Genomic DNA, 20,117 nt, shown 5'->3' on the forward strand with positions numbered 1-20,117 from the left:
CGACGCCTTCACCTCCGAGGAATGTGCCAACTACCTCAAAAATTCAGGCTATCGAACTTAATGCCATCACGCTTTAATGCGATGGCATGACCGCCGCCGGACTGGAAAACCTGCCTGACCGCGTTCAGCCTTGCGCCTGTCAGGCGCGCCTGATGTCCGCCTGCTGCCAATCGTGGCCGGCAACCATGCGGCGGAAGAACCACAGCACGGCCGGGCAAGCCAGGAGCACGGCGGCGCCGAAGTCGAGCGCTGCGCTGGCGGAGCCGACCGAGGTGGAGAGCTTTCCCCCGATCGCAGGTCCCGCCAGCATGCCGGCGTAGAAGACGGTGTAGAAAATTCCCATTCCGATCGGCCGCGTCTTCTGCTCGAGCACACGCGCAGGCAGGCTCATGATCGCACCGGCAGGCAGGCCGCAGAGGATTCCAAGAGCAATGACGACGGGAAGCACCGTGTCGCTGCGCGACAGGAGCAGTGTCAGGAGCGCGAAGGCGATGCAGCCCGTGACCAGGATGACCTCGCCGCGCCTGGTCCGATCGGCGAGGAAGCCGCCCAACGGCACCGAAAGGGCGGCGAGCCAGAGCACGATACTGATGGTTGATCCGGCCGCGGCGCCGGACCAGCCTTGCTCGACGAGCATCGACGGACCGAAACTGAAGATCATCGCAAAACCGATGTTGTAGAGGCACCAGATCAGGCCGGCGGCAATCACGGCGCAGACCGTGTCGGCGGTCAGGCTGCTGCGCTCGCCTTCAACCGCGACGGCCGCATCCGGCGCGCGATAAACCAGAGCGATGACGCCGAGACCGACCAGGATCACCGCAGCGACGGCAAGATTGACGGCATGGAGCCCGAGCGTGGCTCCGATTGCCGGCAACAGCATGAGAGCGACTGCGATGCCGGCCGGCCATGAGTTGATGAAAATGGCCATCGCGGTGGCGATTTCCCGGCCGGCAAACCAGTCCGCCACCATCTTGGTCATCAGAACGTTCAGGAGCACGCCACCGATGCCGGCAGTCAGTCGGCCCGCGATCTGCACGCTCCACGACGTTGACGTGGTCATCAGCAGTTCGCCCGCCAGCATCATCAGGAGACCGGCAAGGACCACCACCTTGTCGCCATAGCGACGGCCGATCGCGCCGCCAGGCAAGGCAAGCAAGGCGCCCGGCGCAAAGTAGAGCCCGATCAGAACGCCGATATCGGCCAGGCTCGCGCCCAGACCCTGGCTGAGCTGCGGCGCGATGGCCGCGACGCTCTGAAACTGAAAGGCGATGGTGGCACGAGCGACGAACAGGACCGCAAGCATGGTCCAGCGGCTGCGCATCTGGTTTCCTCCAGTTCCAGTGATCATGATTGTGTCGTCGGCCTGATATTCTGGTTCAGGCGGAAGAAATTGGTCGGATCGTATTTGGCTTTGAGCGCGGCCAGCCGGGCATAGTTCTCGCCATAGGCGTCGCGCACCCGGTCGTCGCCCTCGTCCCCCAGGTTGTTGGCATAGACACCGCCGGTCGAATAGGGCCTGACGGCACTCCACAGCTCGCGCGCCCAACGCATGTTCGCCTCGTCACCGGCCGGATCGTCCCAGATCGCCACGGGAAAGCAGTCGAACGCCGCATCGCGGTTCGCGTAGGGCGAGTTCGATACCGGAACCCGTGCAATTGCGCCGCCAACATGCTGGAGGACCAGCAAGGATGAGGTGTTGGGAGCTCTCGCATAGGCGTCGAGCAGCGCGTCGATCGCGCCCGCACCGATCTCGCGCAGGAACTGCGCCTTCCAGTAATAGCGGCGTCCCCGCGGAAACAGGGCATCGCCACCCGACTGAATCTCAAGATAGGGGACGGTTGCGAGGCGCGTCTCGACGGGCGAGCCGAACTTGACGATCGGCGAAAGCGCGCGCTCACCGTCATGATGCGAGCCGACGTAGCAACCGGAGATGTTGAAGAACCGGTCGCCCGACGGCAGCGTCACAAGAGCCGCATCGACGTTGACCTCGTCGGCAGCGTTTCGGGCGAATGCATCGTAGAACTGCATGGCCTCACGCGCCTGATCGTAGGGATAAAGCGTTGACGCGACGGGCAACGACGTGCCGATCGGATGCAACTGGTATTCGAACGCGGTCACGATGCCGAAATTGCCGCCGCCGCCTCTCAAGCCCCAGAGCAGGTCGGGGTGTTCGGTCGCGCTGGCCCTCAAGACCTGTCCCTCGGCTGTCACCACCTCGGCGGCAATCAGGTTGTCGCAGGTCAACCCGTATTTTCGCCCGAGCTTGCCGAAGCCGCCGCCAAGCGTCAGCCCGGCGATGCCGGTGTCGCTGTTGACCCCCATCGTGGTCGCGAGGCCGTGCGCCTGCGTGGCCCGATCGAATTCGCCGAGATCGAGGCCGGCCTCCGCGCGCGCGGTGCGCCGGACCGGATCAACATCGATGCGTTTCATCCGCGACAGGTCGATGACCATGCCGCCGTCACAGACCGAGAGGCCGGCGACATTGTGGCCTCCGCTGCGAACGGCCACCGGGAACGTGCGGGACCGCGCGAACGTCACCGCCTCGACCACGTCCCGGGTATCCGTGCAGTAGGCGATCATGGCCGGCCGCCTGTCGACGGCGCCGTTCCAGACCCTGCGCGCCTCGTCGTAACCGGCGCTCCCGGCGAGGACCACCTGGCCCTTGAGCCGTAGCTGGGAGGTGGGCCGAAGCTCGGAATGCGATTTGCCCATCACCTCGTCATATGGCTGCCGCTGCTCCATCCGATTTGCTCCTCGCCACGAATGCCCATGCCATCATCTCACGGCGTGCCAAATCGTCCTGAATCCGATCGGAAAAAGTTGCGAAAATTTGCCGAAAGGGATGGCTCCAGGCGATGGCGGCGACGCCGACATGCGCACGGCCTGCGATGTCGTCCACCCTGGCTCGCGGCCTCAAAACAAAAGCCGGCCCTGATCCAATCAGGGCCGGCTTGTTCTGAGGCCGCCAAATCGCGCCGGAAAATTACTCCGCGGTCCAGCCGCCGTCGATCGAGTAGTTGGAGCCGGTGATCTGCGCGGCGTCGTCGCTGCACAGGAACAGCGCAAGCGCTGCAACTTGATCCGAAGTCACGAACTCCTTGGTCGGCTGCGCGGCGAGCAGCACGTCCTTGATGACCTGCTCCTTGGTCATGTTGCGCGCCTTCATGGTCTCCGGAATCTGGTGCTCAACCAGCGGGGTCCAGACATAACCCGGGCTGATGCAGTTGCAGGTGATCTTGTGCTGCGCGAGCTCCAGCGCCACCGTCTTGGTGAGGCCGGCAATGCCGTGCTTGGCCGAGACATAGGCCGACTTGAAGGGCGAAGCGACCAGCGAGTGCGCCGAGGCGGTGTTGATGATGCGGCCCCAGCCGCGCTTCTTCATGCCGGGCACCGCGGCGCGGATGCCGTAGAACGCCGACGACAGATTGATCGCGATGATCGCTTCCCACTTCTCCGGCGGGAATTCCTCGATCGGCGACACGAACTGGATGCCGGCATTGTTGACCAGGACATCGACCGAACCAAAGGTCTTCTCGCCGAGCGCAATCATGTCGGCGATCTCGGCCGGCTTGGTCATGTCGGCCGGCGAATGCACGGCCTTGACCTTGAAGTCGGTCTCGATGCCGGAACGCTCCTTCTCGATATCGGCCGGAACGCCCATGCCGTTGAGAACGATATTGGCGCCGGCACCCGCGAAGGCGCGCGCGATCGCCAATCCGATGCCGCTGGTCGAGCCGGTCACAACGGCGGTCTTGCCTGTCAACGTACCCATTATCGGTCGCTCCTATTTGCTTGCGGGGGGTGTGGGTTCATCCCCCGTGAGATCGTAAGTCACCATGGTTTCCCCGGACTGCGGCCGTTCTAGCCATTCTTTGTGACGCATCGACAAATGCACGTCGCGGACGCCCGCGCCCCAGTGCTCGACCATCGCAACATGGGAGAAGTCGTAGTCCTTCGAGGAGTTCTCGTAGTTCTTGCTCTTGTAGATCAGGTGAACCACCGTGACGGTGTTCTCCTTGGACGCCTTGCGCAGCAGCTCGACCGACGGATCGTTCTTCAGGTAATCGGGCAGCTTGCCGATCAGGTCGCGCACCGCCATGCGGGCGTTGTGGATCTGCCTGTTCTTGTCGGTGTTCATCCGCGTCCGGCTGGAATAGCGGATGTCCTTCTCGCGCTCGGCGGCCTCCAGCAGCGTCTCCGGCAACGGCCCGCGCGCGCTGAACAGATCGACCTGGAAGATCAGGAGATCGCGGCTGGTCTCCTCGTCGAGCACGAAGTCGAGCGGGGTGTTGGAGGCGATGCCGCCGTCCCAGTAATGCTCGCCCTCGATCACGACGGACGGAAAGCCCGGCGGCAGCGCGCCCGAGGCCATGATGTGCTCGGGGCCGATCTTCTTGCCGAGCTTCCTGAACTCGTAATTGTCGAAATAGCGGAAATTGCCCGAGGTGACGCTGACCGCGCCGACCGACAGGCGCGTCTTCAGGTCGTTGATGCGGTCGAAATCAACCAGGCGCTCCAGCGTCTTCTTCAGGGGCGCGGTGTCGTAATAGCTCAGCGATTGCGAGCTGCCGGGCGGCCACAGCGGCGCCGGCGGAATCCGCGGCGTGAAGAAGCCGGGCACGCCGAAGGTCGCGATGATGGCGGCGCTGGTCTCGTTGAACAGCGAGCGGGCGCGTTCATGCTTCGAGACCGGATTCCACGGCACCGGCGCCGACACCATCTCCCAGAATTCCTTCAGCCGCGGCACGCGCTCGGCCGGCTCGTTGCCGGCGATGATCGCGGCGTTGATGGCGCCGATCGAGATGCCGGCGATCCATTCCGGCTCGAAGCCTGCGTGGCAGAGCGCCTGAAAGGCGCCGGCCTGATAGGAGCCGAGCGCGCCGCCGCCCTGAAGAACCAGCACGCGCTGCGCTTGCGCGGGCGTCGAGGCCGGCGCGGAATCCGAAGTATCCATGCGTAACCGTTGGGTCAGGAAATGACTTGAGGCGTACCGTGGCGGCTGTTCGCCGCGGCGTCAATCAACGAGATGCGGGGCTCTTTTGTTTGAGCATGATCTCCGCGCAAACGCTTCGCGTTTGTCGCAGGGAAAACCGCCTCACACTTTTCCGGATCATGCTCCAGATCACGCGGAATTTATCGAGATCAGGTTGCCGCCAAAATGAGCGTCCAGAACACCTTGTACTTGGTGTTGGGTGCATAGACCGCCGCGATGCCCATTTTTGTGACACCGCCCTTCAGCATATTGGCCTTGTGCGGCGGTGAATCGCGCCAGCCCGAAAAGGCTTCCGCAAGCGTGTGATAGCCGGCCGAGATGTTCTCGACCGCCACCGTCGCAGGATAGCCCCCGGCCTGCAGCCGCTTGCCGAGCGGGGCCTTCACGTCGTGGTCCATCTTGTTGCGGGCGGCCATCGCCTGCGATTGCTGCTCGGCGAGCTTGGTCAGGTCCGGATCCACCACCACGGTACCAAGCCCATTGTTCTGGCGGTACTGCGAGAACATGATCGCGGCGGCCTGGCTGTCCAGCACCGCGCCGGGCTGTGCCATGTTGAGATACATGGTCGGTTCTTCCGGGAGTTTGGTGTCGGCGGCGCAGCCGGCAAGCACCAGAAGCCCGAACAGGGCGACCGTCGTCCGTTTCACTTTTGAGAACCCCCAAGGTTGGCCCGCCGTTGTTGCATACCAACCGTGGCTGAATGGTGAACAGGGGCTAACTTTTGGCCACACAAAACGCCGTCATTCCGGGGCGATGCGGTAGCATCGAACCCGGAATCTCGAGATTCCGGGTTCGATGCTGCGGACCGTCCCGGAATGACAGGTGAGATTGTTGGCCTGGTAGCCCGGATGAAGCGAAGCGTAATCCGGGACAGCCCATCCGCGGAACGAAGCCCCGGATTTCGCTGCGCTTCATCCGGGCTACGGGCACTTCACGCAGGGGCTACGGCCCCTACTCCTGGGCGGCAAAGATCCGGTAGCGGCGGGGCTGCAGGGAGACGATTTCGCCGGCCTGGAGCTCGCGGTCGCGGGGGGCGTCGATCTCGATCACGGTCTTGCCCTCGCTCCCCGACAGGGCCACCTCGGCGCGCTGGATCGGACCGAACGAACGGACATGCCGGATGGCGCCTTCCAGGGCGCCGGTTCCAGCCGGGCCGACCGCCATGTCGTGGCGGCGGACGAACAGTTTTGCCGCGCCCGATGCCGCGCCGAGCGCCGGAATGTTCAGAGGACGGCCGTCCAGCCGCACCGCATCGCCGGCAACGTCGACCGGCAGCACGATGGATTCGCCGATGAAGCCGTGCACGAAGGCGGTCGCCGGATTGTCATAGACCTCGCCGGGCGAGCCGATCTGCTCGATCTTGCCCTTGTCCATCACCACGACGCGGTTGGCGACTTCGAGCGCTTCTTCCTGGTCATGAGTGACGAAGATCGAGGTGACGTGGATCTCGTTGTGCAGCGAGCGCAGCCATTGCCTGAGCTCCTTGCGCACCTTGGCATCGAGCGCGCCGAACGGCTCGTCGAGCAAGAGGATCCGCGGCTCGATCGCGAGCGCGCGCGCCAGCGCGATGCGCTGGCGCTGGCCGCCGGACAATTGGCTGGGATAGCGGTTGGCCAGCCAATCGAGCTGCACCAGGTCGAGCAACTCCTTGACGCGAGCGCGGATCGTCGCCTCGTCCTTGCGGATCGCGCGCGGCTGCACGCGCAGGCCGAAGGCGACGTTCTCGAACACCGTCATGTGGCGGAACAGCGCGTAGTGCTGGAACACAAAGCCGACCTGGCGCTCGCTGGCGCCGCGCGAGAGCGCATTCTCGCCGTCGATCGCGACCTCGCCCGAGTCAGGCCAGTCCAGGCCTGCGATGATGCGCAGCAGCGTCGTCTTGCCGGAACCCGACGGACCGAGCAGAGCCAGCAACTCGCCGTCGGCGACCTTGAGATCGACATTGTCGAGCGCGGCAAAGCTGCCAAACGTCTTTACGATATTCTTGACTTCAATCGCCATCGGGCACCTCTGCCTCGTCAAGCCGCCGCTCGAGAACGGTTTTCGCCACCAGGGTGATCAGTGCCAGCATCGCGAGCAGCGACGCGATCGCGAACGAGGCGACGAACTGGTATTCGTTGTAGAGAATTTCGACCAAGAGCGGCATCGTGTTGGTCTCACCGCGGATGTGGCCGGACACGACCGACACCGCGCCGAATTCGCCCATCGCGCGCGCGTTGCAGAGCAGGACGCCGTACAGCAGGCCCCATTTGATGTTGGGCAGCGTGACGCGGAAGAAGGTCTGCAGGCCGGAGGCGCCGAGCGAGATCGCCGCCTCCTCTTCCTGGGTGCCCTGCTCCTGCATCAGCGGGATCAGCGCGCGCGCCACGAAGGGGAAAGTGACGAAGATCGTCGCCAGCGCGATGCCGGGCACCGCGAACAGGATGTGGACGTTATGCGCCTGCAGCCACGGCCCGAAATAGCCCTGCGCACCGAACAGCAGCACGAAGACCAGGCCCGAAATCACCGGTGAGACCGAGAACGGCAGGTCGATCAGAGTGATCAGGAAGGTCTTGCCGGTGAACTCGAACTTCGAGATCGCCCAGGCCGCGATCACGCCGAACACGAGGTTGAGCGTGACCGAGATCGCGGCGATCAAGAGCGTCAGCTTGATCGCGGCGAGCGCCTCGGGCTCCGCCAGCGCCGCAAGATACGCGCCGATCCCCTTCGAGAAGGCCGACGCAAACACCACGACCAGCGGCAGCACGACGAAGATGCTGAGGAAGGCGATCGCCAGCGCGATGATGATGAAGCGGACCGGGCCGGGCTCGGTGCGCAAATTGCGCTGCGCCGTCCCCGGCTCCGCGCGCGCGATCTCGAGCCGCGGCGCCGGCGCCGCCACGCTGACATCGGTCGCGGGTGCGTAGGTCCGCAGCTGCGTGGTCGAGGTCACCAATCCCGTCTGCATCGACATCTTGAGCCTCAATGCACGGGGATGCGGGCTTGCGCCCAGCGCTGCAGCCGGTTGATCAGGAAGATGATCAGGAACGAGGCCACCAGCATCACGACCGCGATCGCGGTGGCATCGGCATAGCGGAATTCGGACAGCCGGATCACGATCAACAGCGGCGCGATCTCGGAGACATTGGGCAGATTGCCCGCGATGAAGATCACCGAGCCGTATTCACCGATGGCGCGGGCGAAGGCCAGCGCGAAGCCGGTGAGCAGCGCCGGGATCAAACTCGGCAGGATGACGCGAAACACGGTGTGCCAGCGATTGGCGCCCAGGCTCGCCGCCGCCTCCTCGATCTCGGGATCGAGATCGATCAGCACCGGCTGCACCGTGCGCACCACGAACGGAATGCCGATGAAGATCATCGCGATGAAGATGCCGATCGGCGTGAACGCGACCTTGATGCCGAGCTCGGCGAGCGGCGCGCCGAGCCAGCCCTTCTGGGCGAACAGCTGCGTCAGCGCGACGCCGGCGACCGCCGTCGGCAAGGCAAAGGGAATATCGACGATGGCGTCGAACAGCCGCCGGCCCGGAAAGCGGTAGCGCACCAGCGCCCAGACGATGATGGTGCCCATCACCAGGTTGACGCAAGCGGCCGCAAACGAAAGCCCAAACGAAATCTTCAGCGCGTTCAGGGTGCGGCGGCTGGTGATGATGCCCCAGAACTGGTCGAGGCTGAGCTCGAACGTCTTGAGGAACAGCGCGGCCAGCGGAATCAGGATGATGACGGAGAGCCATGTCAGGGTCAGTCCCATCGTGAGACCGAACCCCGGCAGGGTACTGCGCCGTGCAACCGCTGTGCTCACATATCCCCCTGATAATCCGATCAGTTCTTGTAAATCTGATCGAAGATGCCGCCCTCGGCGAAGTGCTCCTTCTGCGCCTTGGTCCAACCACCAAAAACGTCGTCGATGGTGAAAAGTTCAACCTTGGCGAAGGATTTTTCGTACTCCTTGGCGATCTCGGGATCGCGCGGCCGGTAGGAGTTGCGCGCGGCGATCTCCTGACCTTCCTTGGTGTACCAGTACTTCAGATAGGCTTCGGCGACCGCCCGGGTGCCCTTCTTGTCGGTCACCTTGTCGACGACGGCGACCGGCGGCTCGGCGAGGATCGACTGCGCCGGGGCCACGATCTCGAACTTGTCCGCGCCGAATTCGCGCAGCGCCAGAAAGGCTTCGTTCTCCCACGCCAGCAGCACGTCGCCGACGCCGCGTTCGACGAAGGTCACGGTCGAGCCGCGCGCGCCGGTGTCGAGCACCGGCACGTTCTGATAGAGGTCGGCGACGAATTTCTTCGCCTTGTCGGCCGAGCCGAACTTCTTCTGCGCATAGCCCCAGGCGGCGAGATAATTCCAGCGCGCGCCGCCCGAGGTCTTCGGGTTCGGCGTGATGACGCTGACGCCGGGCTTGATCAAATCGTCCCAATCCTTGATGCCCTTGGGATTGCCCTTGCGCACCAGGAACACGATGGTCGAGGTGTAGGGCGAGGCATTGAGCGGCAGCCGCTTCTGCCAGTCGGCGGCGATCAGGCCCTTGCCCGCGATCGCATCGATGTCATAGGCAAGCGCCAGCGTGACGACATCGGCCTGCAATCCGTCGATCACCGAGCGCGCCTGCGAACCCGAGCCGCCATGCGACTGCTTGATCTCGACGCTCTTGCCGGTTTCCTTCTGATAGGCCGCGGCGAACGCCTTGTTGAAATCGACATAGAGCTCGCGCGTCGGATCGTAGGACACGTTCAGCAGCGAATAGTCGGCCGCAAAGGCCGAGCTCGCCCACAACAGTCCCGCGACCAGCGGCAGGATACGACGGATCATTTCTGTCTCCATTCAACCTGAGAAATGTCAGGGAACACGCAAGACATAACTCACGGCGAAGTGGTCTTAAGTCAACGAAACCGGTTTTCTTTGTTTTCGGCGGCGCAGCGCGCTTGTGCTACGAAGTCGCCGCACTGCGAAGGCTTTGTCGCGTCGCCAAATCGCGATGAACCGTCATCGCGATCGAGCGCCCTGCTCCATGCCCTATGACATCTTCATTGTATGGATGCCGCATTCCGTCTTGGCCCGGCCGCGCCAGCGGCCGTCGCGCGCATCCTCGCCGGCAGCGGACCGGCTGCTGCAAGGCATACACCCGACCGACTGATATCCCGATGCGACAAGTGGATGCGGCGGCAGCTTGCCGAGCGTGTAGATCGCCTCGATCTCCTCGCGGGAGACATTGGCGAACGGATTGAATTTCAGCCTGACGCCGTCATCCTCGACAACCGGGATGTCGGCGCGGGCACCGCCCTGGAAACGCTTGCGGCCGTTGATCCAGCCGGCGAACGGCTTCAGCGCGCGCGCCAGCGGCTCGACCTTGCGGATGCGGCAGCATGCGTCGGGATCGGTGAACCACAATTCGCGGTCCGGATCCTGTCGCGACAGCGCTTCCTCATCGGGCTTGATCGAACGCACATCGGTGAGGCCGAGCGTGGCTATCAAAGTGTCACGATAGGCCAGCGTCTCCTCGAACAGCCAGCCGGTATCGAGAAACACAACCGGGATCGCCGGATCGACGTCCGCCATCACCTTGAGCAGCGCGGCGGACTCGGTGCCGAACGACGACACCAGCGCCACCTTCTCGCGGCCGAGCGTCTTGACCGCGGCCGCGATCACCTCGGCGGGTGATGCCGTGCGCAGCGCGCGATCGAGCGCATCGGCCGCGGGCAATGCGGCCGGCGCCACTGCGAGCTCTGGTGCAAGCGTGCTCACTGGCCGGCGCTCTCCGAGTGACGCAGCTGCGTGCGGCGGTTGAGTGCGGTGACGCGGCCGTCGCCGGTCGGCTGGTAGAACACCGAATAGCGCTTCATGGTCGCGGCAAACGCGTCGGCATCGGCATCCTTCTTCACCTCGAAGGCGTCGAAGCCGGCGCGCGTCATGAACACGAACTGGTCGCGCAGGATCTGGCCGGTGGCGCGCAGCTCGCCGTCATAGCCGTAACGCTCGCGCAGCAGACGGGCCTGGCTGTAGGCGCGGCCGTCGCGGAAAGTCGGAAACACCAGCGCGACCGAAGCCAGCCGGTCGAGATGCGGCACGAGATCGTCGAGGTTGCGGTTGTTCGGCCAGATCACCCCTAGCTTGCCGGGACGGCGCAGCAGCGCCTCCGGATCGGCGAGAAAGCGCTCGGCGCTCACCAGCACCGCGCCGTCGCCCGGCAACTCGGCGCCGTCGGCGACATGCACGAACAGATCGGTGGTGATTCTTCCCTGCTTAACGAGTGGCATAGACCCGCTCCCTGATAGGCTCGACGCCCAGACGCTTCACCGTATCGACGAACAATTCCTCGGGACGGTCGCGCAGCGCGAGATAGGCTTCGACAATGTCTTCGATCACGTCGGCGACTTCCGCATAGGGAACGGCCGGGCCGATCAAGGTGCCCAACTGCGCGTTCTCGTCGGCGCGGCCGCCGATCGTGATCTGGTAGAATTCCTCGCCGTTCTTCTCGACGCCGAGAATGCCGATGTGGCCGACATGGTGATGGCCGCAGGCATTGATGCAGCCGGAGATGTTGATGTGCAGCCGCCCGATCAGGTCCGCGGTGTCGTGGTTGGCGAAGCGCCGCGTCAGCTCCTGCGCGATCGGGATCGAGCGCGCGTTGGCCAGCGAGCAGTAATCCAGCCCGGGGCAGGCGATGATATCGGTGACGAGGTTGACGTTCGGCGTCGCGAGGCCGAGGCGGTCGAGCGCCTTGAACAGCTGCGGCAGGTCGCGCTTGGCGACGTGCGGCAGCGCCAGGTTCTGCTCGTGGCCGACGCGGATCTCGCCGAACGAATATTTGTCGGCGAGATCGGCGACCGCGTCCATCTGCTCGGCGGTGGCATCGCCCGGAGGGCCACCGACCGGCTTCAGCGACAGCGTCACGATCGAATAGCCCTGCACCTTGTGCGGCGCGACCGAGTTCTTGCGCCAGCGCTCGAACAGCTTGTCATGCGCGGCCTGCTTCAGCTCGTCCGGCATGTGCGGCAGCTTCTCGTAAGGCGGATAGGAGAAGCGCGAACGCACCTCCTCGATGGCGGCGTGATCGAGCGTCAGCCCGACATCGCCCATCGCCTTCCACTCCTCCTCGACTTCCTTGGCGAACTTCTCGATGCCGAGCTCGTGCACCAGGATCTTGATGCGCGCCTTGTAGATGTTGTCGCGGCGGCCGTACTGGTTGTAGACGCGCAGGATCGCCTCGATGTAGCTCAGGATATCGCGGCCCGAAACGAACGGCTTGATGGTCTTGGCGATGAACGGGGTGCGGCCGAGGCCGCCGCCGACCAGCACCTCGAAGCCGGTCTCGCCGTCGGCATTCTTGTGCAGGCGCAGCCCGATGTCGTGGATCTTGATCGCGGCGCGATCGTGCTCGGCGGCGGTGATCGCGATCTTGAACTTGCGCGGCAGGAACGAGAATTCCGGATGCAGCGTGGTGTGCTGGCGGATCAGCTCCGACCAGATCCGCGGATCCTCGATCTCGCCCGGCGCGACGCCGGCCCACTGGTCCGAGGTGACGTTGCGCATGTTGTTGCCGGAGGTCTGCATCGCATGGATGCCGACTTCCGCAAGATCGGCCAGCGCGTCGGGCAGCTCGGCGAGCTTAATCCAGTTGAACTGGATGTTCTGCCGCGTGGTGAAGTGGCCGTAGCCGCGATCGTAGCGGCGCGCCACATGGGCGAGCCGGCGCAGTTGCTTCGACGACAGCGTGCCGTAGGGGATCGCGACGCGGAACATGTAGGCGTGCAGCTGCAAATACACGCCGTTCTGCAAGCGCAGGATCTTGAATTCGTCCTCCGTGAGCTCGCCGGAAAGGCGGCGCTTCACCTGGTCGCGGAATTCCGAAACACGCTCGTTGATCAGCGTGCGGTCGAGTTCGTCATATGCATACATGATGGATGAGCCTTACGCCGGCACCTGAAGATCGATCGTGACGCCCTTGGCGCGGATGTGTTCGCGAAGATTGCCCGGCTTGAGCTTGCCGCCGTCCTTGAGCTCGACCGGCGCGATGTAGGGGCCGACCGCGCCGACATCGTCGGCGGTGGCTTCGGCCAAAAGCGCGCGTGCGTCGTCGGAGGTGCTGACGACGGCGGAATCGGACAGTTCGGTGGACCAGCCTTGCTTGGCGGTTCGGTACACCACGGCACCATCCCAGGTGCGGTTGGCGGTCACCACCGAGGGGCCCGTGATCCTGATTTTCTTCTGTTCAAGCGGAGAGGTCATTCGGCAGCTTTCAGCAGTTCGGAGAACATCTGGTTGGAGAAGAGTTGGGTGACGTTGGACCGGCTCCACGGCGCGGAATGCGCAACCACGTCGCCGATGATGAGAATGGCGGGACCGCCATCGACCTGTTTGACGAGTTCGGGCAGCCGCGCCAGCGTGCCGACCGCGGCCTTGGCATCCGGCCGGGTCACGCGCGCGAACACGCCGACCGGCGTCTCCGGTGAGCGGCCCGCGGCAAGCATGCCTTCACGGATCGAAGGCGCCGCGGTCATGCCCATATAGACGACGACGGTCATCTTCTTGTCTGTCAGCACCGACCAGTCGACGACCTCGGCATCGCGCGCCTTGTGCGCGGTGAGGAAGGTGATGCGCAGCGCCTCGTGCCTGAAGGTCAGCGGCACTTCGAATTGCGCGGCCGCGCCCAGACCGGCCGAGACGCCCGGAATGATTGAGTAAGCGACGCCGGCGTCGCGCAGCGCCTCGATCTCCTCGCCGCCGCGGCCGAAGATAAAGGGATCGCCGCCCTTCAGCCGCACCGCGCGCTGGCCGGACTGCGCCGCCTCGATCATCAATGCATTGATGGCGTCCTGGCCGATGCCGGGCTTGCCGACACGGCGGCCGACCGGGATCCGCGTGGCATCACGCCGGATGCGGTCGAGAATTTCCGGCGACACCAACTCGTCATAGAACACGACGTCGGCATCCTGCAGCGCGCGCAACGCCTTCACCGTGAGCAGATCCGAATCGCCGGGACCGGCGCCGACCAGCGTCACATGACCGATGGCTTTGCCTTCCGCGCTCGCGCCGGCGAATGCGACGGGATCGGTGATCGCGTTCAGCGCCCGCTCGGCCTCGTCCTTGCGGCCGGCCAGCACCAGCGCGCCGATCGGGCCGTCGACGATGCGCTCCCAGAAGCGGCGGCGCAGCGGAAACTCTTCGATGCGGGCGTGGATCGATTTGCGGACGCCGCCAATGAAGCCGGCGAGATCGCCGATCCGCGCCGGCAGCACCGCCTCGATCTTCTCGCGGATGCGGCGCGCCACCACCGGCGACGTACCGCCGGTGCCGACCGCGACCACGACATCGCCGCGATCGACGATCGCCGGCATGATGAAGGTGGAGTGTACGAGGTCGTCCATCACGTTGACCGGCAGGCCGATCGCTTTGGCGCGTACCGACATCGCAACACCGACCTCGCCTGCGCCGGCACAGAGGACGGCGATGACATCGGAGAGATCGGCGGCGAGCGGATCGCCTTCGGCGCGCTCGATCCGCGCGGCGTCCTCCGCCGTGAGACCGGCAATGTCATGATCGCCGTCGGTTGCGTACCAGCGCACTGCGGCGCCGGCGGCTGCGAGCAGCCGCAGCTTGGCGCGCGCGAGGTCGCCCGCTCCAACGAGCAGCACCTTGCCGCTTTGCAGATCCAGAAACACCGGCAGATATCGCATCAGACACTCGCTTCCCCAATTTGGGGGTTGACTGAAATTATTTTCTATTTATCTCTCGATCAAGCCCAGCAAAGAGAAAATTATTTCTTCTCTATTGCAGCGCAACTTTAGAATTTTCAACTCCACAGGCCAAGGCCAAGAGATGCATCTTCTCGACAACAAATCCGTCGCCGCCAGGACGCGGTCCGCAGCCCTTAGCAATGCATCTTCCGTGCCGGGGATTCCTGCCAATCAGGCACCGCCGTCGATGGATCATCTCGACGAGCTGGAGGCGCAGAGCATCTACATTTTGCGCGAGGCGTTCGCCCGGCTGAAGAAGCTCGCGCTGCTGTGGTCGCTCGGCAAGGATTCCAACGTGATGATCTGGCTGGCGCGCAAGGCGTTCTTCGGCCGCGTCCCGTTCCCCGCACTGCATGTCGACACCGGCAAGAAATTTCCGGAGATGTATGCGTTCCGCGATCGCTTCGGAAAGGAATGGGACCTCGACCTGCGCGTCGAGCCCTGCCCGCCGATCGACAGCGTCGACCCGACCCTGCCGCCGGCCGCGCGTTCCGCCGCGCGCAAGACCGAGGGGTTGAAGCTCGCACTCAACAAATTCGGCTTTGACGGACTGATCGCCGGCATCCGCCGCGACGAAGAGGCGACGCGCGCCAAGGAGCGTGTGTTCTCGCCGCGCGGCCTCGAAGGCGAATGGGACGTCCGCGACCAGCCGCCGGAGTTCTGGGACCAGTTCAACGCCTCGCCGCCGCCGGGCGCGCATTTGCGCATCCATCCGATCCTGCATTGGACCGAGGCCGACATCTGGGCCTACACCAAGCGCGAAGGCATTCCGATCATCCCGCTCTATCTCGCCAAGGACGGCAAGCGCTACCGCTCGCTGGGTGATGCCGACATCACCTTCCCGGTCGCCTCCACCGCCTCCAACATCGACGAGATCCTCACCGAGCTCGACGGCACCAAGGTCCCGGAGCGCGCCGGCCGCGCGCTCGACCACGAGACCGAGGATGCGTTCGAGCGGCTGCGCGTCGCCGGCTATCTCTGATCGACACTCGAAGCAACACCTGACTCCAAGCAACTTGGCTTCCCACTTCGTGCGAGCGTTCCGATGAACATGATCCTTCCTACCGCCTCGATCTCGGCAACGCCCAACGGCACGACGCGGCCGCAGGTGCGCATCGTCATCGTCGGCCATGTCGATCACGGCAAGTCGACGCTGGTCGGGCGCCTGCTGCATGAGACCGGCAGCCTGCCGGACGGCAAGCTGGAAATGCTGAAGGCGGTGAGCGCGCGGCGCGGCATGCCGTTCGAGTGGTCGTTCCTGCTCGATGCGCTGCAGACCGAGCGCGACCAGGGCATCACCATCGACACCACCCAGATCCGCTTCCGCACCCGCTCGCGCGACGTCGTGCTGATCGACGCGCCCGGCCACGCCGAGTTCTTGCGCAACATGATCACCGGCGCCTCGCAGGCCGACGGCGCGGTGCTGATCATCGATGCGCTCGAAGGCGTGCGCGACCAGACCAGGCGGCACGGCTATCTCTTGCATCTGCTCGGCGTGAAGCAGGTCGCGGTCGTGGTCAACAAGATGGACCGCGTCGAGTTCAGCGCCGATCGCTTCAAGGAGATCAGCGACGAGATTTCCGCGCATCTGATCGGCCTCGGCGTAACGCCCACGGCGGTGATCCCGATCTCGGCGCGCGACGGCGACGGCGTCGCCGAGCGCACGGCGCGGATCGACTGGTACCAGGGACCGACCGTGGTCGAGGCGCTCGATGCGCTCGAGCCGGCACGCCCGCTGGCCGAGCTGCCGCTGCGGCTGCCGGTGCAGGCGATCTACAAGTTCGACGACCGCCGCATCGTGGCGGGCCGCATCGAATCCGGCAGCCTGAAGGCCGGCGACGAGATCGTGATCATGCCGACCGGCAAGATCGCGCAGATCAAGACCGTCGAGAGCTGGCCGGTGACGCCGGTAGGCGCCGCGCAGGGCGCCGGGCGCTCGGTCGGCATCACGCTCGACCGCGAGCTGTTCCTCGAGCGCGGCGACATCATCGGACATGCCGGGCAGAGCCCGCGCGACACCCGCCGCATCCGCGCCCGGATCTTCTGGCTGCACGACAAGCCGCTGACCAAGGGCGAGCAGATCCTGATCCGGCTCGGCACCAAGGAAAGCCGCGCCACCGTGGTCGCGATCGAGAAGGCGATCGATCCCGGCGCGCTGTCCAACGAAGAGAACACCGCGATCGCACGCAACCATGTCGGCGAGATCGACATCTCGCTGGCGCAGCCGGTTGCAACCGATCCCTACACCGACAATCCGCGCACCGGCCGCCTCGTGATCGAGGTCAACGGCCGCATCGCCGGCGGCGGCCTCGTGCTGTCGGTCGACGCCGGCCGACCGGCGGTGCCGGTCGATATCGTGCCGGTGGAGTCCGCGCTGCGGCCGGACGAGCGCTCGGCGCGCTACCATCACAACGGCGCGGTGATCTGGCTGACCGGCCTGCCCGGCTCGGGCAAGTCGACCCTGGCGCGGGCGCTGGAGCGGCGCCTGTTCGGCAATGGCGGCTCGCCGATTCTGCTCGATGGCGACACGCTGCGCGCCGGGCTGAACGGCGACCTCGGCTTCTCGCCGCAGGACCGCGCCGAAAACATCCGCCGCCTCGCCGAAGTCGCGACCCATCTGGCGCGCAACGGCCATATCGCCATCGTCGCCGCGGTGTCGCCCGCGGCTGCCGACCGTGCGGCTGCGCGCCGCATCGCCGACAGCGCGTTCCGTGAGATCTATGTCGCGACGCCGGCCGAGATCTGCGAGACCCGCGACCCCAAGGGCCATTACGCCAAGGCCCGCTCCGGCGGATTGCCGTCTTTCACCGGCATCACCAATGACTACCAGCCGCCGACCGGCAATGAACTGACCATCGACACCTCGAACCGCTCGGTCAGCGATGCCACCGACGAGATCGAGCGGATGCTGGCCACGACCGGCATCCTGTTCGACGAACTGACCGACCTCGCGGCGAATATCTAGGCGGCATGGCCTCCTCCTCTGGGGGGCCTTCTCAGAGCCGGGACTTTAGGGCTAAAAGGGCCGTGAACGCGGCCCTTTGGCGCGTTTTTTGCTGATTTCTCTCGAAAACAGCTCCTAAACGCCCCGTTTCTTTGAGAAAGCCCATCATGACTCGTGTCGATGCCCATGGATTGAAGATCGCCCCTGTCCTGTTCGATTTCATCGCCAAGGAGGCGACACCGAAAACCGGGATCGCCCCGGATGCATTCTGGGCCGGACTTGCCGCCATCATCCAGAAGCTCGGACCGAAGAACCGCGAGTTGCTCGCGGTCCGCGACACGCTGCAGGCCAAGATCGACGACTGGCATTGCGCCAACAAGGGCAAGGCGTTCGACATCAACGCCTACACCGCGTTCCTCAAGGACATCGGCTACCTGCTGCCCGAGCCCGCGACCCACAAGGTCGAGACCGCAAATGTCGACGAGGAAATCGGCAAGATCTGCGGCCCGCAGCTGGTGGTGCCGCTCACCAACGCCCGCTACGCACTGAACGCCGCCAACGCGCGCTGGGGCTCGCTGTACGACGCGTTCTACGGCACCGACGCGATCCCGCACGATCCGAGCGAGGCTGGCCGTGGTTACAACAAGGCCCGCGGCGACAAGGTGATCGCGAAGGCGAAGGCGTTCCTCGATGCCGCCGTGCCGCTTGCGACCGGAAGCCACACCGACGTGACCTCCTATGCCGTGATCGCGGGCCAACTCTCGGTCAAGCTGAAGAGCGGCAATTCGACCGCGCTGAAGAACGCCGCCCAGTTCGCCGGCTATCAGGGCGACGCCGCCCAGCCTTCGGTGATCCTGCTCGTCAACAACGGCATGCATGTCGAGGTCAAGATCGACCGCAACAACGTGATCGGCAAGGATGACCCGGCCGGCGTCGCCGACATGATCCTGGAATCGGCGGTCTCCACCATTCTCGACATGGAAGACTCGGTCGCCGCCGTCGACGCCGCGGACAAGGTGCTGGTCTATCGCAACACGCTCGGCCTGATGAACGGCACGCTATCGGCCGATTTCGAGAAGGGCGGCAAGACGCTGACCCGCTCGCTCAATGCCGACCGCGTCTACAAGAAGCCCGACGGCAGCGAGTTGAAGCTGCACGGCCGCAGCCTGCTCCTGATGCGCAATGTCGGCCACCACATGTTCACCGACGCCGTGCTCGACGCCAAGGGTGAGGAAATCCCGGAAGGCATCCTGGATGCCGCGGTCGCCGGCCTGCTCGCGATCCACGACCTCAAGGGCAACTCCAAGGTCAAGAACAGCCGCACCGGCTCGGCCTATATCGTCAAGCCGAAGATGCACGGGCCCGACGAGGTGACGCTGACCTGCGACCTGTTCGCCGAGGTCGAGAAGATGCTCGGCCTGCCGGAGAACACGCTGAAGGTCGGCATCATGGACGAGGAGCGCCGCACCACGGTCAACCTCAAGGCCTGCATCCAGCGCGCCTCCAAGCGCATCATGTTCATCAACACCGGCTTCCTCGACCGTACCGGCGACGAGATCCACACCTCGATGGAAGCGGGTCCGATGATCCGCAAGAACGACATGAAGGCGCAGCCGTGGATCAAGGCCTATGAGGACTGGAACGTCGACAACGGCCTGATCGACGGCCTGCCGGGCCATGCCCAGATCGGCAAGGGCATGTGGGCCGCGCCCGACAAGATGGCCGACATGCTGGCGCAGAAGATCGGTCATCCGCAGGCCGGCGCCACCACCGCCTGGGTGCCGTCGCCGACCGCAGCCACGCTGCACGCGCTGCACTATCACCAGGTCAACGTGATCGCCCGGCAGCAGGAGCTCGCCAAGGGCGGGCCGCGCGCCAAGCTCTCCGACATCCTCACCATTCCGGTGTCGCAGTCGAACTGGGCGCCCGACGACGTCAAGCAGGAGATCGACAACAACTGCCAGGGCATCCTGGGCTACGTCGTGCGCTGGATCGACCAGGGCGTCGGCTGCTCTAAGGTGCCCGACATCCACGATGTCGGCCTGATGGAGGACCGCGCCACGCTCCGCATCTCGAGCCAGCACCTCGCGAACTGGCTGCATCAGGGCGTCATCACCAGGGACCAGGTGATGGAGTCACTGAAGCGCATGGCTGTCGTCGTCGACAAGCAGAACGCCGGCGATTCGCTCTACAAACCGATGGCGCCCGCGTTCAATGGCACCGCCTTCAAGGCCGCCTGCGACCTGATCTTCGAGGGCCGCACGCAGCCGAACGGCTACACCGAATACATCCTCACCGCGCGCCGCCGCGAGGCCAAGGCCGCGGGCTGATCCGCGAGCGATCGCAACGACTAAGCAAAGCCCCGGTGCGAGCCGGGGCTTTTTTGTTGGCGCCGCGAGCCTGTCGTCGCAAGGGCGCACGGCCAAAATATCGAAAACAACCCCATG

General features: G+C 64.9%; 18 protein-coding genes. 3 read left to right on the forward strand and 15 right to left on the reverse strand.

Annotated elements, in window-relative coordinates; genetic code table 11:
• Window positions 1-139 precede the first annotated feature (139 nt).
• From QJT82_RS27795 to cysG, 15 genes are all read right to left on the reverse strand, one after another.
• Window positions 140-1,321, reverse strand: a complete 1,182-nt coding sequence (locus QJT82_RS27795) for an MFS transporter (protein ID WP_028342235.1) — start codon at window positions 1,319-1,321, stop codon at window positions 140-142.
• A 23-nt stretch (window positions 1,322-1,344) separates the two neighbouring features.
• Window positions 1,345-2,742, reverse strand: coding sequence for an FAD-binding oxidoreductase (locus tag QJT82_RS27800; protein WP_028342236.1), 1,398 nt, complete (start codon window positions 2,740-2,742; stop codon window positions 1,345-1,347).
• Window positions 2,720-2,899 (reverse strand): hypothetical protein, encoded by a 180-nt coding sequence (locus QJT82_RS27805; RefSeq protein WP_196238192.1) that lies wholly within the window; start codon window positions 2,897-2,899, stop codon window positions 2,720-2,722. Before QJT82_RS27805 ends, QJT82_RS27800 begins: the two co-directional genes overlap by 23 nt.
• A gap of 84 nt (window positions 2,900-2,983) precedes the next feature.
• The gene (locus tag QJT82_RS27810; RefSeq protein ID WP_028342237.1) at window positions 2,984-3,772 is read right to left on the reverse strand and encodes a 3-hydroxybutyrate dehydrogenase; all 789 of its coding nucleotides are present in this window, start codon (window positions 3,770-3,772) and stop codon (window positions 2,984-2,986) included.
• A 12-nt stretch (window positions 3,773-3,784) separates the two neighbouring features.
• Entirely contained in the window at window positions 3,785-4,954 is a 1,170-nt protein-coding gene (locus QJT82_RS27815) for a DUF3734 domain-containing protein (RefSeq protein WP_028342238.1), read from the reverse strand.
• 188 nt (window positions 4,955-5,142) lie between these two features.
• Entirely contained in the window at window positions 5,143-5,640 is a 498-nt protein-coding gene (locus QJT82_RS27820; RefSeq protein ID WP_028342239.1) for a CAP domain-containing protein, read from the reverse strand.
• A 304-nt stretch (window positions 5,641-5,944) separates the two neighbouring features.
• Window positions 5,945-6,994 (reverse strand): sulfate ABC transporter ATP-binding protein, encoded by a 1,050-nt coding sequence (locus tag QJT82_RS27825; protein ID WP_028342240.1) that lies wholly within the window; start codon window positions 6,992-6,994, stop codon window positions 5,945-5,947.
• On the reverse strand, window positions 6,984-7,940 hold the full coding sequence (gene cysW, locus QJT82_RS27830; protein ID WP_080686828.1) for a sulfate ABC transporter permease subunit CysW: 957 nt from the start codon (window positions 7,938-7,940) through the stop codon (window positions 6,984-6,986). The genes QJT82_RS27825 and cysW overlap by 11 nt, the downstream gene beginning before the upstream one ends.
• A gap of 14 nt (window positions 7,941-7,954) precedes the next feature.
• Window positions 7,955-8,761, reverse strand: coding sequence for a sulfate ABC transporter permease subunit CysT (cysT, locus tag QJT82_RS27835; protein ID WP_028342242.1), 807 nt, complete (start codon window positions 8,759-8,761; stop codon window positions 7,955-7,957).
• Window positions 8,762-8,811: 50 nt separating this feature from the next.
• The gene (locus tag QJT82_RS27840; protein ID WP_028342243.1) at window positions 8,812-9,801 is read right to left on the reverse strand and encodes a sulfate ABC transporter substrate-binding protein; all 990 of its coding nucleotides are present in this window, start codon (window positions 9,799-9,801) and stop codon (window positions 8,812-8,814) included.
• A 204-nt stretch (window positions 9,802-10,005) separates the two neighbouring features.
• The gene (locus QJT82_RS27845; RefSeq protein ID WP_028342244.1) at window positions 10,006-10,734 is read right to left on the reverse strand and encodes a phosphoadenylyl-sulfate reductase; all 729 of its coding nucleotides are present in this window, start codon (window positions 10,732-10,734) and stop codon (window positions 10,006-10,008) included.
• Entirely contained in the window at window positions 10,731-11,246 is a 516-nt protein-coding gene (locus tag QJT82_RS27850) for a DUF934 domain-containing protein (RefSeq protein WP_028342245.1), read from the reverse strand. The genes QJT82_RS27845 and QJT82_RS27850 overlap by 4 nt, the downstream gene beginning before the upstream one ends.
• Complete coding sequence (locus QJT82_RS27855) at window positions 11,233-12,888, reverse strand: nitrite/sulfite reductase (RefSeq protein ID WP_028342246.1); 1,656 nt, start codon at window positions 12,886-12,888, stop codon at window positions 11,233-11,235. Before QJT82_RS27855 ends, QJT82_RS27850 begins: the two co-directional genes overlap by 14 nt.
• Window positions 12,889-12,900: 12 nt before the next feature.
• Window positions 12,901-13,218 (reverse strand): DUF2849 domain-containing protein, encoded by a 318-nt coding sequence (locus tag QJT82_RS27860; protein ID WP_028334721.1) that lies wholly within the window; start codon window positions 13,216-13,218, stop codon window positions 12,901-12,903.
• Complete coding sequence (gene cysG / locus QJT82_RS27865; protein WP_028342247.1) at window positions 13,215-14,666, reverse strand: siroheme synthase CysG; 1,452 nt, start codon at window positions 14,664-14,666, stop codon at window positions 13,215-13,217. Before cysG ends, QJT82_RS27860 begins: the two co-directional genes overlap by 4 nt.
• 247 nt (window positions 14,667-14,913) lie before the next feature.
• On the opposite strand from cysG, the gene cysD reads away from it, so the two are divergent.
• The 3 genes from cysD to QJT82_RS27880 all read left to right on the forward strand — a co-directional run bounded on the left by cysD (window position 14,914) and on the right by QJT82_RS27880 (window position 20,000).
• Entirely contained in the window at window positions 14,914-15,708 is a 795-nt protein-coding gene (gene cysD, locus QJT82_RS27870) for a sulfate adenylyltransferase subunit CysD (RefSeq protein ID WP_155258612.1), read from the forward strand.
• 63 nt (window positions 15,709-15,771) lie between these two features.
• Window positions 15,772-17,691, forward strand: coding sequence for an adenylyl-sulfate kinase (gene cysC / locus QJT82_RS27875; RefSeq protein WP_028342249.1), 1,920 nt, complete (start codon window positions 15,772-15,774; stop codon window positions 17,689-17,691).
• Between the two features lie 146 nt (window positions 17,692-17,837).
• Window positions 17,838-20,000 carry a malate synthase G gene (locus tag QJT82_RS27880; protein ID WP_028342250.1) on the forward strand — a complete coding sequence of 721 codons (2,163 nt, stop codon included), beginning with the start codon at window positions 17,838-17,840 and terminating at the stop codon, window positions 19,998-20,000.
• Window positions 20,001-20,117: the final 117 nt, after the last annotated feature.

The sequence above is a fragment of the Bradyrhizobium sp. Mp19 genome, assembly GCF_029952935.1.
Taxonomy (GTDB): domain Bacteria; phylum Pseudomonadota; class Alphaproteobacteria; order Rhizobiales; family Xanthobacteraceae; genus Bradyrhizobium; species Bradyrhizobium elkanii.

Excerpts from the sequence above, each read along its gene's own strand:
- QJT82_RS27855 (WP_028342246.1), bottom strand. The coding sequence starts at position 12,888 with ATGTATGCATATGACGAACTCGACCGCACGCTGATCAACGAGCGTGTT.
- QJT82_RS27860 (WP_028334721.1), bottom strand. The coding sequence starts at position 13,218 with ATGACCTCTCCGCTTGAACAGAAGAAAATCAGGATCACGGGCCCCTCG.
- cysW (WP_080686828.1), bottom strand. The coding sequence starts at position 7,940 with ATGCAGACGGGATTGGTGACCTCGACCACGCAGCTGCGGACCTACGCA.
- QJT82_RS27800 (WP_028342236.1), bottom strand. The coding sequence starts at position 2,742 with ATGGAGCAGCGGCAGCCATATGACGAGGTGATGGGCAAATCGCATTCC.
- QJT82_RS27810 (WP_028342237.1), bottom strand. The coding sequence starts at position 3,772 with ATGGGTACGTTGACAGGCAAGACCGCCGTTGTGACCGGCTCGACCAGC.
- QJT82_RS27880 (WP_028342250.1), top strand. The coding sequence starts at position 17,838 with ATGACTCGTGTCGATGCCCATGGATTGAAGATCGCCCCTGTCCTGTTC.
- cysD (WP_155258612.1), top strand. The coding sequence starts at position 14,914 with ATGGATCATCTCGACGAGCTGGAGGCGCAGAGCATCTACATTTTGCGC.
- QJT82_RS27795 (WP_028342235.1), bottom strand. The coding sequence starts at position 1,321 with ATGCGCAGCCGCTGGACCATGCTTGCGGTCCTGTTCGTCGCTCGTGCC.
- cysC (WP_028342249.1), top strand. The coding sequence starts at position 15,772 with ATGAACATGATCCTTCCTACCGCCTCGATCTCGGCAACGCCCAACGGC.
- QJT82_RS27850 (WP_028342245.1), bottom strand. The coding sequence starts at position 11,246 with ATGCCACTCGTTAAGCAGGGAAGAATCACCACCGATCTGTTCGTGCAT.
- QJT82_RS27815 (WP_028342238.1), bottom strand. The coding sequence starts at position 4,954 with ATGGATACTTCGGATTCCGCGCCGGCCTCGACGCCCGCGCAAGCGCAG.
- cysG (WP_028342247.1), bottom strand. The coding sequence starts at position 14,666 with ATGCGATATCTGCCGGTGTTTCTGGATCTGCAAAGCGGCAAGGTGCTG.
- QJT82_RS27825 (WP_028342240.1), bottom strand. The coding sequence starts at position 6,994 with ATGGCGATTGAAGTCAAGAATATCGTAAAGACGTTTGGCAGCTTTGCC.
- QJT82_RS27840 (WP_028342243.1), bottom strand. The coding sequence starts at position 9,801 with ATGATCCGTCGTATCCTGCCGCTGGTCGCGGGACTGTTGTGGGCGAGC.